General features: G+C 72.9%; 15 protein-coding genes and 1 pseudogene. 11 read left to right on the forward strand and 5 right to left on the reverse strand.

Features of this window, described 5'->3' with window-relative positions:
• The 5 genes and pseudogenes from D1825_RS17955 to flgN all read right to left on the reverse strand — a co-directional run.
• Positions 1–389, reverse strand: a pseudogene (locus D1825_RS17955) (diguanylate phosphodiesterase); the annotation flags it as partial.
• Between the two features lie 65 nt (positions 390–454).
• On the reverse strand, positions 455–841 hold the full coding sequence (locus tag D1825_RS03400; RefSeq protein WP_118766065.1) for a flagellar assembly protein FliW: 387 nt from the start codon (positions 839–841) through the stop codon (positions 455–457).
• Positions 838–1,704 carry a flagellar hook-associated protein FlgL gene (gene flgL, locus D1825_RS03405; RefSeq protein WP_233549600.1) on the reverse strand — a complete coding sequence of 289 codons (867 nt, stop codon included), beginning with the start codon at positions 1,702–1,704 and terminating at the stop codon, positions 838–840. Before flgL ends, D1825_RS03400 begins: the two co-directional genes overlap by 4 nt.
• A 20-nt stretch (positions 1,705–1,724) precedes the next feature.
• On the reverse strand, positions 1,725–3,158 hold the full coding sequence (gene flgK, locus D1825_RS03410) for a flagellar hook-associated protein FlgK (protein WP_118766067.1): 1,434 nt from the start codon (positions 3,156–3,158) through the stop codon (positions 1,725–1,727).
• Positions 3,159–3,192: 34 nt separating this feature from the next.
• Entirely contained in the window at positions 3,193–3,672 is a 480-nt protein-coding gene (flgN, locus tag D1825_RS03415) for a flagellar export chaperone FlgN (RefSeq protein ID WP_118766068.1), read from the reverse strand.
• Between the two features lie 427 nt (positions 3,673–4,099).
• Here flgN and D1825_RS03420 point away from each other — a divergent pair, with 427 nt between their 5' ends.
• The 11 genes from D1825_RS03420 to D1825_RS03470 all read left to right on the forward strand — a co-directional run.
• Entirely contained in the window at positions 4,100–4,963 is an 864-nt protein-coding gene (locus D1825_RS03420) for a sigma-70 family RNA polymerase sigma factor (protein ID WP_118766069.1), read from the forward strand.
• Positions 4,964–5,068: 105 nt separating this feature from the next.
• On the forward strand, positions 5,069–6,229 hold the full coding sequence (locus D1825_RS03425) for a flagellin N-terminal helical domain-containing protein (protein WP_118766070.1): 1,161 nt from the start codon (positions 5,069–5,071) through the stop codon (positions 6,227–6,229).
• A 145-nt stretch (positions 6,230–6,374) separates the two neighbouring features.
• Positions 6,375–7,730: a flagellar filament capping protein FliD gene (gene fliD / locus D1825_RS03430; protein WP_118766071.1), complete on the forward strand. Its 1,356-nt coding sequence runs from the start codon at positions 6,375–6,377 to the stop codon at positions 7,728–7,730.
• A gap of 10 nt (positions 7,731–7,740) precedes the next feature.
• Positions 7,741–8,169, forward strand: a complete 429-nt coding sequence (gene fliS / locus D1825_RS03435) for a flagellar export chaperone FliS (RefSeq protein ID WP_118766072.1) — start codon at positions 7,741–7,743, stop codon at positions 8,167–8,169.
• Between the two features lies 1 nt (position 8,170).
• On the forward strand, positions 8,171–8,500 hold the full coding sequence (locus tag D1825_RS03440; RefSeq protein ID WP_118766073.1) for a hypothetical protein: 330 nt from the start codon (positions 8,171–8,173) through the stop codon (positions 8,498–8,500).
• Between the two features lie 160 nt (positions 8,501–8,660).
• The gene (locus tag D1825_RS03445) at positions 8,661–9,008 is read left to right on the forward strand and encodes a flagellar basal body rod protein FlgB (RefSeq protein WP_118766074.1); all 348 of its coding nucleotides are present in this window, start codon (positions 8,661–8,663) and stop codon (positions 9,006–9,008) included.
• Entirely contained in the window at positions 9,008–9,406 is a 399-nt protein-coding gene (gene flgC, locus D1825_RS03450) for a flagellar basal body rod protein FlgC (protein WP_118766075.1), read from the forward strand. The genes D1825_RS03445 and flgC overlap by 1 nt, the downstream gene beginning before the upstream one ends.
• Positions 9,406–9,714, forward strand: a complete 309-nt coding sequence (fliE, locus tag D1825_RS03455) for a flagellar hook-basal body complex protein FliE (RefSeq protein WP_118766076.1) — start codon at positions 9,406–9,408, stop codon at positions 9,712–9,714. The genes flgC and fliE overlap by 1 nt, the downstream gene beginning before the upstream one ends.
• Positions 9,714–11,315, forward strand: a complete 1,602-nt coding sequence (gene fliF, locus D1825_RS03460) for a flagellar basal-body MS-ring/collar protein FliF (RefSeq protein WP_118766077.1) — start codon at positions 9,714–9,716, stop codon at positions 11,313–11,315. The genes fliE and fliF overlap by 1 nt, the downstream gene beginning before the upstream one ends.
• Positions 11,315–12,319, forward strand: coding sequence for a flagellar motor switch protein FliG (gene fliG, locus D1825_RS03465; protein WP_118766078.1), 1,005 nt, complete (start codon positions 11,315–11,317; stop codon positions 12,317–12,319). The genes fliF and fliG overlap by 1 nt, the downstream gene beginning before the upstream one ends.
• On the forward strand, positions 12,312–12,546 hold a 235-nt coding region (locus D1825_RS03470; RefSeq protein ID WP_138067402.1), incomplete at its 3' end, for a hypothetical protein. The genes fliG and D1825_RS03470, both read left to right, overlap by 8 nt.

The following is a 12,546-nucleotide window of genomic DNA, read 5'->3' on the forward strand; positions in this document are numbered from 1 at the left end:
AGCAGCGCGTCCTGCGCGGGCGTGGCCGTGTAGCCGGACAGCGCGAGGCCCGCGCCGCGGTCGCGGAGCTGGGTGAGCACCGCCTCGGCGTCGTCGTGGCGGGCGACGGCGGCGGGCACCTCGGCGACGAGCGCGCGGGGGGTGGCGGGCAGCGGCAGGTCGCCACGCAGCATGCGCGTGCCGATCCGCAGCACCACCGGGCGGTCGCCGACCAGCTGGCCGAAGTCGGTGGCGGCGTACTGCTCGTCGGCCAGGCGCTCCTCGGCCGCGGGCGTGATCAGCGCGTCCTGCGGGTCGCTGACGTCAGCGCGCACCGCGTAGCCGAACAGCGAACCGTCCGGGTGGACGACGGCCTGCCGCCGGATGGCGACGCGGCTGGATGATGACATCGACTGCCTCCTTGACTGAGCACTCCACCCGGCCCATCGGCCGGCGGTGCCCAGGTCTGAGGCGTCTAGGCGATCGGTGCGCGCAGGGGCCAGTCGCCGTCGAGCACGGTCTGGACCGTGCGCCCGGTGCCCACCTCGACGACGAGGGGGGCCAGGAGGTTGGCCGTGGGGGAGTCGCCCACCGTGGAGGGGTGCACGACGACGAGCAGCGCGCGCTCGCCGCCGGTCGCGTCGAGCTCGGGCGCGTAGTCGGGGAAGTGCGTCGCGGGGTCGACGACGAAGAGCCGCGCGGGCGGCTCGTCTCCCTGCGAGCGCAGCGCGAACAGGATGCCGGCGTCGTCGAGCGGCTCGAGGCGGTACGACGTCCGGCCGGGCAGGCCAGGCAGGGGCTCGAGCATCTCGAGCTCGGCCGGGATGTCGCGCGAGCCCACCCGCACCGTGGCGGCGCTCATCGCAGGAAGTCCAGCAGCGTCGGCTGCAGCACCTTGGCGGCCGCGCCGAGCGCACCGTTGTAGGCGACCTCCTGCGTCTGCAGCTCGAGGATCACCTCGGCCAGGTCGATGTCCTCGATGCCGGACAGGTGCGACTTCACGTCGAGCTCGCTGCTGAGCAGTGCGCTCTGGGTGTCGAGCACCTGCTTGTGCCGGGCACCGACGCCGGAGAGCTGGCTGAGCATCGCGTCCATCCGGGTGTCGATCGCGTCGAGCTGGGTGGTGGGGTCGCCGCCTGCGCGCAGGGTCGCCGAGATGTCGTCGAGCAGCGCGAACACCGAGTCGGAGCCGGTCCCGAAGACCGCGGCCCCGTCGGCGTCGACGCGCACGGTGGACGTGGCCCCGACGCGGCGGTCGACGCTCGCGCCCGTGCCCGTCCAGGAGTAGGAGGCGTCGAACGCGACGCCCGCGTCGGACGTGCCGGCGAAGACCGTCCGGCCCACGTAGGTGGTGTTGGCCTGACCGAGCAGCGAGGCGCGCAGGCCGTCGATCTCGGTGGCGAGGGCCTCGCGCGAGGTGCTGCCGAGCGCGCCGTCGCCGCCCTGCATCGTCAGGTCGCGGGCGCGCCGCAGCGTGGCGAGCGACCCGGTGATCGCGGTGTCGACCGTGGTGAGCCACGAGTCGGCGTCCGAGGCGTTGCGCTTGTACTGCGCGATGGCGCGCTGGTCGCCGCGCAGCCGCAGCATGTCGGAGGCCGCGCCCGGGTCGTCGGACGGCACCGAGATGTTCTTGCCGCTCGACATCTTGGACTGCAGCGCAGCCATCGCCGACAGGCTGCCCTGCAGGTTGGCCAGCGTGCTCTGCTGGATGGTCTGGTGCGTCACGCGGGGGATCACGGTGGTTCCTACCTTCCGACCAGGCCGGTGCGGTTGATGAGCGTGTCGAGCATCTCGTCGATCGCCGACAGCACCCGGGCGGCGCCCTCGTACGCGCGCTGGAACGCCAGCATGTTGACGGTCTCCTCGTCGGTGTCGACGCTCGCCTGCGCGAGCTGCTGCCCGGCGGCGCTCGCCCGGGCCGACTCTGCCACGTCGGCGCGCGCCTGCGCGCTCGCGGTGCGCACGCCCAGGTCGACGACGAGGTGGTTCCAGGCCGTGTCGGGACCGCCGTTCGCCTTCGCGAGGGAGGCGATCGCGTCGGCGACCGAGCTGTCGAGCGCGCCGGCCCCGGGCGCCGCGACGGCGACTCCCTGGGGGTCCGTGACGGCGACGTGCAGGCCGAGCGCCGCGGGGCGGCCCGCGGTGAAGGCGAAGAAGTCGCCGCCCGCCGTGCCGCTCGTGGTCAGCGCGGTGCCGTGCAGCGCGTTCACCTGGCTGGCGAGCGTCTGCGCGAAGGCGTCGTAGCCCGCTGCCGCCTGCGCGAGCAGGCCGCCCGTGCCGTCGGCCTCGGCCGGCGCGAGCACGGAGAGCAGCCCCGCGACGCGACCGCCGTCGAGGCCCACGGCCTGCGTGGGGCGGTCGGCCCACACCACGGAGACCGCGGTGGCGGGCGTCGCGGTGACCTGGTCGAACGACGTGGCGCCGGTGACGGCGAGCGCGGACGCCCGGTTGCCGGACACGAGCGAGTTGCCGCCGACGAACACGTCGAGGCGGCCGTCGGCGCGCAGCTCGGTGGAGGCACCCACGAGGCTCGACAGCTGGGTCGCGAGCAGGTCGCGCTGGTCGGTGAGCTCGTGGGCGGTGCCGCCCGCGTTGGTGATCTCGAGGATGCGCGCGTTGAGGTCGGCGACGCCGGCCGCGGCCGAGTTGACCTGGTCGACGAGGGCGACCGCGGTCGAGCGCGTCTGGGTCCACTGCGTCTGCGTCGCCGTGTAGAGCGTGCCGAGGCGGTCGGCGACAGCCTTCGCGTCCTCCAGGAGGACCGCGCGGGACGAGGCCTTGTCGGGCGAGTTCGCCACGTCGTGCCACGCGGCCCACATCGTCGACAGCTGCGACGCGAGGCCCGTCGAGGCAGGTTCGCCGACGCCCTGCTCGAGCGCGGTGTGGGCGTCCGCCCGTGCGGCGAGGTAGGCCGAGCTGGAGGTGCTCGTGCGCACCTTGGCGTCGAGGAAGATGTCGCCGAGGCGGTCCACGCTGCTCACCCGGGTGCCCTGGCCGGTGCCGGGCGTGGTCGAGAACATCGACGGCACCTGGGCGGCCGGCACCGACGACAGCGTCGCGCGCTGCCGGGTGTAGCCGACCGTGTTGGCGTTGGCGATGTTCTGGCCCGCGACCTCGAGCGCCTGACGCTGGGCGACCAGCGAGCTCAGCGCGGTGCCGAGCCCGGAAAAGGTGCTCACGTGGATCGTCCTCCTACGGGTGCTTGTGCGGTCGTCAGAGCGTGCGGTCGACGAGGCGGGCGGCGGGCTCGGTGGCCGCGCTCTGGCCGCTGCCGTCGTACGTGTGGACGTCGTGCAGGGACGCCAGGGTCTCCTGCGTCGCGCGGTGGGACATCGCGAGCAGCTCGCGGTTGCCGTCGGCGAGCTGGGAGATCTGGGTGGTGAGCGAGGCGAAGGCCTCACGGTGCGCGCGCAGCAGGTCCGACCACGGCTCGGGAGCGTGGTCGGCCAGGTCCGCCAGGCTCACGCCGTCGGGCAGGCCCAGCTCGGCGCTCACGGTCGCCGCCTCGACGGCGCGGCCGAGCTCGGCGTCGCGGATCTGGGACAGCACCGTCTCCACCTCACGGGTCGCGTGGGCGAGCCAGCGTGTCTTGCCGCTCGTGAGGAGCAGCTGCTCCTCCTCCAGCTTGAAGAGCAGCAGCTCGAGCAGGTTCCGCTCGTGCCACAGCACCTCAGACAGCCTGTTGTAGGCCATCGTGTCCTCCTGTCGTCCGTCGCGGGCCGTCGTGGGCCAGGCGGCAGGTTCACCGGCTCGCGTCCGCCCTGGACTATCGGCAGGCGCCCGGCAGTGCTGAAGCATCCGGGTGAGCCGTCGGGGCATTGTGGCGCGGCGGGGCCCTGATGAACAGAGCAGCGGCCTGGCGGACCGACCCTCTGAACTGGACGAACGTTCAAAATGGCCGATCGCGTGGTGGGAGCGCGCCCACGTCGAGGTGACGTATGTCACACCCGAACGGGTGGGGTGGTGACACCCAGACGGCTCCATCACGACGATCGCCCAGGTGAACCGTCGAAACGAGGGACCTTGGTCCTCGAAACGGTTCGACGGAGCATGTGATCGATCACAACTTTCTTCGGAAGGTTCGCTCAAGGCGGGTCGTCCGGGAGCCGAGCGACATTCTGTGAACACCGCCGCGACCTCCGTCGACGACCTCGTCGTCAGCAACCTGGCCCTCGTCGGGTACGCCGTCTCCGAGCTCCTGCGTCGTGTCCCGCCGTCCGTGGCGCGCGACGACCTGGCCTCCGCCGGCAGCCTCGCGCTCGTCCTGGCGGCCCGGTCCTACGACCCGTCGACCGGCGTTCCCTTCGCCCGGTACGCGTCGCTGCGGATCCGCGGCGCGCTGCTCGACGAGCTGCGCTCGATGGACTGGGCGACCCGTGGGTCCCGCACCCGCGTCCGGGAGCTCGCCGCGACGACGGAGCAGCTGGCCGCCGCGCTGGGCCGCCCCGCGACCCGCGACGAGATCGCGACCGCGCTCGGCGTCGACGTGCGCGCGGTCGACCAGATCCGCGCGGACGCGGACCGGCGGGTGCTGAGCATCGACGCGAGCGAGGGCGTCATCGCGGACATGATCGTGGACGGCACGAGCACGCCCGAGGAGGCCGTGCTGGCCACCGAGCGCGTGCACTGGCTGCGCGCCGCGGTCGACACGCTCCCGGACCGGCTGCAGGTCGTGGTGCGGGCGATCTTCCTCGAGGACCGGTCGGTCGCCGACCTGGCGGACGAGCTGGGGGTCACGCAGTCGCGGATCAGCCAGCTGCGCACCGAGGCGCTCGGGATGCTGCGCGACGGGCTCAACACGCACTTCGAGCCGACGCTCGTCCCCGCGGCGGACCGGCCCGACGGCGTGGCGGAGCGCCGGCGGCAGACGTACTTCGCCTCGATCGCGTCGCGCGCGGCGCTCACCGCGAGCGACCGGCTCTCCTACGTGCCGGAGCCGTCGGCGTCCGACGAGCACGTGGTCTCCCGCCAGGTGCTCGCCTGACAGATCGGTTCTCGCGAACTCCTCACACCCCCACGGGTGCGGTCGATGGGAGGGACATAGCCCACGGATGGGCTTTCCTGACCCGACTCAAGGAGGAAGAGAACGATGGGTCTCTCGATCAACCAGAACATCGCGGCCGTGAACTCGTACCGCAACCTGTCCAACACGCAGAACGACCTGAGCAAGTCGCTCGAGAAGCTCTCGTCCGGCTTCCGGATCAACCGTGCCGCGGACGACGCCGCCGGTCTGGCCATCTCCGAGGGCCTGCGCTCGCAGGTCGGCGGTCTGAAGGTCGCCGCCCGCAACGCGCAGGACGGCATCTCCGTCGTGCAGACCGCGGAAGGCGCGCTGACCGAGGTCCACTCGATCCTGCAGCGTGTGCGTGACCTGGCCGTCCAGGCCGGCAACGACTCGAACAACACCGAGGCGCGCGCCAACATCAAGACGGAGTCGGACAGCCTCGTCTCGGAGCTCGACCGCATCTCGAAGTCCACCAACTTCAACGGCACCAAGCTGCTCGACGGCTCGGCCGGGACGCTCAAGTTCCAGGTCGGCGCCGACGGCAACGCGGACAGCCAGATCTCGGTCGACCTGTCCGGCGCGAACGTCAAGGCGATCGCCGACTCGCTCGGTGCCGCGGCCTCGGGCACCACGCTCGCGGTCGACACCCCGACGCTCGTCGCGGGTGCCCAGTCGTTCAGCATCACGACCCCGGGCGCGACCAAGACCGTCACCACGGCGTCGGTCGGCACGGCGGGCGACATCAAGACCGTCCAGCAGCTGGCTGACAAGCTCAACTCGGACAGCGCCTTCTCCGCCGACCTCACCGCGTCGGTCGACAAGGACAACAAGCTCGTCGTCCAGGCCAAGAACGGTGGCACCGTCGTCGGTGGCGCCACGGCCGGCACGGACGCGAGCTCGGGCACCGGCGTCGGCACCAGCGCCGCCGTCACGGGCACGACGGGCCTGGACTTCAGCTCCGCCGCGAACGCGCAGAACTCGATCACGCGCATCGACGCCCAGATCAAGTCGGTCTCGACCGCACGTGCCGGGCTCGGTGCCCTGCAGAACCGGTTCGAGCACACGATCAAGAACGTCAACGTCGCGGTGGAGAACCTGTCCGCGTCGGAGTCCCGCATCCGCGACACCGACATGGCGTCGGAGATGGTCTCGTTCACGCGGGCCCAGATCCTGTCGCAGGCCGGCACCGCGATGCTCGCGCAGGCCAACCAGATCCCCCAGGGCGTGCTCTCGCTCCTGCGGTGATCGACGCGGCTGAGCCGCTCGCACCACGACCCCGCCCCGGGACGCACCACACGCGCGGACCGGGGCTGGGCTCGGCACGACCGCCCGGTGGCGGCCCGACGATCGTCGGCCGCCCCGGGCGCTCCCACACACGGACGGAGGGGCCATGGCGACCCTGGGCATCGACGGGCTGGTCAGCGGGCTCGACACCACGAGCCTCATCAACCAGCTCATGCAGGCCGAGTCGGGCCCGCAGACGCTGCTCAAGGCGAAGCAGACCGCGACCACGTCGCTGGTGACCGCGCTGCAGGCGCTCAACACCAAGGTCTCCTCGCTCGGCGACGCCGCGACCAAGGCCGCGACCGCGTCGTCGTGGCAGGTCACGAAGGCGACCTCGTCGGCGACCTCGGTCACCGCGACGACGTCGGCCGGTGCCTCCGCCGCAGCGCTGTCCTTCACGGTCGACAAGGTCGCCACGAGCCAGGTCTCGCTCGCGTCCTACGACGACCTCGTCGCGGGCCTCGGGGGAGCGACGACGCTGACCCTGCGCCGGCCGGACGGCACCACCACCGAGGTCGCCGTCGGCAGCAGCGCCGCGGACCTCGCGAAGAACATCACCGGCTCGGGCGCCGGGGTCTCCGCGGCGGTCGTGACCGCGAACGGGACGACCCGTCTGCAGCTGACCGGCAAGACGCCCGGGGAGGCGAACGCGTTCGAGCTGTTCGCGGGGAAGGCGGAGGACGTCGTGGACGGGCAGCCCGCCCTGGCGGCGACCCCCCTGCGTGCCGCGAGCGACGCGGCCATCACGCTGTGGGCCGGGACGGCCGGCGCGCAGCAGGTCACGTCGTCGACGAACACCTTCGCGGACGTCCTCACCGGCGTCTCGATCTCGGTCTCCACGGTCGAGGCCGCGCCCGTCACGCTCGACGTCGCGCGGGACACCGCAGCGGTCACGTCCCTCGCGTCGGGGCTCGTCGGCTCGCTCGGCGTCGTGCTCTCCGAGATCACGTCGCGCACGACCGCCACCACGACCACCGACACCGACGGCCGCACGGTCGTCTCGGGCGGCCTGTTCTCCGGCGAGAGCAGCACGCGCGACCTGCAGCAGCGCCTCCAGCAGGCTGCCTCCTACCCGGTCGACGGCATCTCGCCCTCCACCGTGGGCATCGTCGTCGGGCGTGACGGCACCTTCACGTTCGACCAGACGACCTTCGAGGCGGCCCTCGCGGCCGACCCGGCCAAGGTCCAGAAGGTCGTCTCGGGCCTCGCCCAGCGCGTCGCCGACGTCGCGACCCGCACGTCGGACAAGGTCGACGGCTCGCTGACGCTCCAGATCGCGGGGCAGCAGACGCTCGTCTCGGACATGGGCGACCAGATCGCCGGCTGGGACGTGCGGCTCGCGCTGCGCCGCGAGTCGCTGCAGCGCACGTACTCGGCCCTCGAGGTGACCCTCTCGGGCCTGCAGTCGCAGTCGAGCTGGCTGTCCAGCCAGCTCGCGTCCCTGTCGACCTCGTCGAGCTGAAGGAATCGCCATGATCGACGCACGTTCCCGCTACGTCACCGACACCGTCGCCACGGTCGGTCCCGCGCGGCTGCTCACGATGCTCTACGACCGCCTGCTGCTCGACGTCGACCGCGCCGCCGAGTCGCTCGCCGCGGGCGACCGTGCCGCGGGCACGAGCCAGCTGCAGCACGCGCAGGACATCGTGGCCGAGCTCATGTCGAGCCTCGACGAGCGCGTGTGGGACGGCGGCGCGCAGCTCATGGAGATCTACCGCTACCTGTTCACCGCGCTCGTCGACGCCGCCGTGCGGGCCGACCCCGAACGGGTCGCCGAGTGCCGCGAGGTCGTCGAGCCGCTGCGCGCGGCGTGGCACGAGGCCGCGCTGGCGACCGCGGCGCCCCTGCCCGTGGCCGCCGTCCCGGCGGCCCCCGGCGCCGGCCTGCTCGGCGTGGGCTGACGTGTCCGACGGGCGGGAGTGGGCCGCGTCCTGGGCGAGCGCGCTCGACGCGCTCGAGCTCGACGTCGCCTGGGTCGAGGAGGCGCTGCGCGCCGCGCACCTGCCCCCCGCCGACGAGGTCGCCCGGCTGGCGGCATGGGTGCCGCCGGCCGACCTCGGCCCGCTGCCCGCGGACCTCGTCGTGCGCGCCGCCGCGCTCCTGGACCGGCAGACGCACGCGGCCCGCGCGACGGTCGAGGCGATCACGCGCAGCCGGCGGCACGTCGCCGCCCTCGACGCGCTGCGACCCCACCGCGGCGACGTCGCCGTGTACGTGGACACGCAGGCCTGAACCACCACGATCGGTGCGCCGATCGGGTGACGGGCAACTCCTGGGACGGAAACCCTTACAGGGCCCACAAACCCTCCGATGGGGAGAGCGAGCACGGATCGCTCACCCCGCAGGCCATGGACAGGCCGCACCTTTCACGCTTCTCCGAGGTGGCCCCGTCATGGGTGTGTTCGACTCCGTGAGCTCCGTCGCGCTGGGCAGTGCCCTGGACGGGCTCGCCCTGCGCCAGCGCGCGATCGCCGACAACGTCGCGAACCTGCAGACGCCCGGTTACCGCGCGCGCGTCGTCGAGTTCGAGGGCGCCCTCGCGTCCGCGGTGCGGAACGGCGACGGTGCGGCCGGCGCGACCCTCCAGCGGTCCGACGCGGCGACCCGCGAGGACGGCAACAACGTCAACCTCGACGAGCAGACGCTCCTCAACGTCGAGACGAACCTGCGCTACCAGCTCGCGACCCAGGCCATGTCGGGCACCTTCTCGTCCGTGCGCGCCGCGATGCGGACCTCCTGATGGGCATCTTCGGCGCGATCGGCATCGCGCAGACGGGCCTGACGCTGCACCGCACGTGGCTCGACGCAGTCAGCGACAACCTGGCCAACCTGTCCACCGTGCGCCCCACGTCCGAGGACGCCTTCCGCGCGCGCTACGTCGTGGCGCAGGAGACCCCCGGCGCCGAGGGCGGCGTGCAGGTCGCCGGCGTCCAGCTAGGCGACGCGACCGGGCGCCTGGTCTACGAGCCGGACAACCCGCTGGCCGACGAGACGGGCTACGTGCGCTACCCCGACATCGACATGTCGAGCCAGATGGCGCAGCTGATCATGGCGCAGCGCGGCTACCAGGCGAACGCCGCCGTGGTCGATCGCGCCAAGGAGACCTACCAGGCAGCACTGCAGATCGGACGTTCCTGATGACCCTCCCCGTCGCCGCCGTCGGCGCGGCCACCCCCGTCCTGCCCACCGGCTCGGTCGGTGCCACCGCCGCCGTGCCCGCGGGCCACGGCGCCGCCTTCGACTCGGTCCTCGGCTCCGTGGACGGCCTGCAGCAGCTGCAGTCCACGTCGAGCGACCTCGCCGTGCAGGCCGCCACCGGCTCGCTCGAGAACGTGCACGACTACACGATCGCCGCCGCCAAGTCGTCGCTCGCGATCGAGCTGACCGCCGCGGTGCGCAACAAGGCCGTCGAGGCGTTCTCCGAGATCATGCGGATGCAGGCCTGATGCCCGCGCAGGTGCAGGCCGCGCTCGACCGGCTGACCGGAGCGGTCAAGCAGTTCTCGATGGCGCAGCGCACGCTCGCGATCATCGGCGTCGCGGTCCTCGTGCTCGGAGCCGTCGGCCTGAGCAGCTGGATGTCGCGCCCGACGATGAGCCCGCTGTTCACGTCGCTGTCCGGCGCGGACGCGAGCGCCGTGGTCGACGAGCTCGACGCGCAGGGCGTCGCCTACCAGCTCGCCGACGGCGGCTCGACCGTGCTCGTCCCGGCCAAGAACCTGTACAGCCAGCGCATCCACCTGGCCGCGGAGGGCATCCCGGCCAACGCGGACGGCGCCGGCTACTCACTGCTGGACGACATGCCGATGACCTCCTCGGAGTTCCAGCAGGAGAAGACCTACCAGCGCGCGCTCGAGGGCGAGCTGGCCAAGACGATCGGCGCGATCGACGGGATCGACGCTGCCACCGTCAAGCTCGCGATCCCCGAGGACACGGTCTTCGTGGACACCAAGCAGGACCCCACGGCCTCCGTCTTCGTGCGGACCCGCGCTGGCGTGACGCTCTCGGTGGACCAGGTCGACTCGATCGTGCACCTCGTGTCCGCGGGCATCCCCGACATGGTGCCCACGGACGTGTCCGTCGTGGACGCGAGCGGCAAGGTGCTCTCGGCCGTCGGCACCGGCACCACGGGCGTCTCGGGCGGCCGCGAGACCGACTACGAGGCGCGCGTGCAGTCCGCCGTGCAGACGCTGCTCGACCGCGTGGTCGGCGTGGGCAAGTCGGCCGTCACGGTGACCGCGTCGCTCAACTTCGACGAGGCGCAGCGCACGACCGAGAAGTTCGACGCGACGCCGGACACCCCGCCGCTGGCCTCCTCGACCAAGAAGGAGACGTACAGCGGCACGAACTCGTCGGCCACCGGCGTGCTCGGCCCGGACCAGACGATCGTCGGCCCGACCACGGGCGACGACCCCGGGAAGTACAGCTCGACCACCGAGGACGTGACGAACTCCGTCAACAAGACCACCGAGGTCGTCACGGCGGCCCCGGGCGGCGTCGAGCGGCAGTCCGTCGCGGTCGTGGTCGACGAGAAGGCGGCCGCCGCCCTCGACATGACGCAGCTGCAGGCGACGATCGCGGCCGCGGCCGGCATCGACACCACGCGCGGCGACACCCTCGCCGTGCAGGCCGCGGCGTTCGACACCTCGCAGGCCGACGCCGCCGCCACGGCGCTGGCGGCCGCCGACGCCGCGGCGAAGACCGACAAGGCCAACGCCCAGGTGCGTCAGCTGGCGACCGTCGGCGGCGTGGTCCTGCTCGTGGTCGTGATCGTCATCCTGCTGGCGCGCCGCTCCGGCCGTTCGCGTCGCACGGCCGTCGATCTGGGCGAGCTGCCCGTGCTCGGTGGCCCCGACGGCGCCGCGCTCGGCATCGAGGGGTCGGGCGCCGACGAGCTGCCCGTGCTGCCGCCCGCGCCGCGCCCGCTCGAGCCCGACCCGGTCGCGCTCAAGCGCGCCGAGATCACGGCGCTCGCCGACGAGCAGCCCGAGGAGGTCGCGGACCTCCTGCGCTCGTGGCTCAGCACCCCGGCCGGGGCGCGGCGCTGATGGCCGCGACCCTGACCGGCTCGCAGAAGGCCGCGATGCTGCTCATCCAGCTCGGCCGCGACCGGGCAGCCCGCGTCATGTCCTCGCTCGACGTCGCCGAGATCGAGGAGCTGACGGCCGAGATCCTGCGGCTGGACCGCGTGGACCAGCAGCTGGCCGACGAGGTCCTCGAGGAGTTCTACGCCGCGTCGGTCATCGGGCCGGGCGTCGGGGGTGGGCTGGGCCTGGCCCAGCAGCTGCTCGAGGCGTCGCTCGGCGCCGACGAGGCGGCCTCGGTCCTCGAGCGTCTGCAGGTCAGCATGGCCGGCCAGCCGTTCGAGTTCCTCCAGCACGCCGACGCGCGGCAGGTGGTCTCGCTGCTGTCGGGTGAGCACCCCCAGGCGATCGCGCTCGTGCTCGCCCACCTGCGCCCCGACCACGCGTCGGCGATCCTCGCGGGCCTCGAGCCCGAGCTGCAGGGCGACGTCGCGCACCGCATCGCCCTCATGGAGCGTGCCTCGCCTGACGTCGTCACGGTCGTCGCGGAGTCGCTGCAGCGCAAGGCCTCGACCGTGCTCGCGCCGCGCGAGCTCGCCGCGGTGGGCGGCGTCCAGCCGCTCGTCGAGATCATCAACCGCGCGGACCCCACCACGGAGAAGGCGATCCTCGAGGGCCTCGCGACCCGTGACGAGGAGCTCGCCGAGGAGGTCCGCAGCCGGATGTTCGTGTTCGGCGACATCGTGCTGCTCGAGGACCGCGCGATGCAGCTCGTGCTGCGCCAGGTGGAGACCGCCGAGCTGTCCGTCGCGCTCAAGGGCGTGGCCGACGAGGTCCGCGAGACCGTGCTGCGCAACCTGTCCGAGCGGGCGCGCGAGAACCTCGTCGAGGAGATCGACCTGCTCGGCCCGGTCCGGCTCTCGCAGGTCGAGGAGGCGCGCGCGGGCATCGTCCAGGCGATCCGCCGCCTCGAGGAGAGCGGCCAGATCACCGTGCGCCGCGAGGGCGAGGACGAGTTCGTTGCCTGAGTTCCGCACCGCTCCCGTCGACCAGGTCCGAGCGTTCCAGCCCGTCGCGCTGGGCAGCACCGCCGCGCGCGACGAGGTCTACGAGGACGCCCGCGCCTCGGGCTTCGCGGCCGGCTACGCCGCGGGTGCCCGGCGCGCGGCCCTCGAGGCCGACGCGCAGGCGGTCCGCGTCACGCGGGCTGCGGCGGCCGACGCCGAGGTCGCGGCGCGCCGGGTGTCCGACGCGC

The sequence above is a fragment of the Cellulomonas rhizosphaerae genome, assembly GCF_003470205.1.
Classification (GTDB): domain Bacteria; phylum Actinomycetota; class Actinomycetes; order Actinomycetales; family Cellulomonadaceae; genus Cellulomonas; species Cellulomonas rhizosphaerae.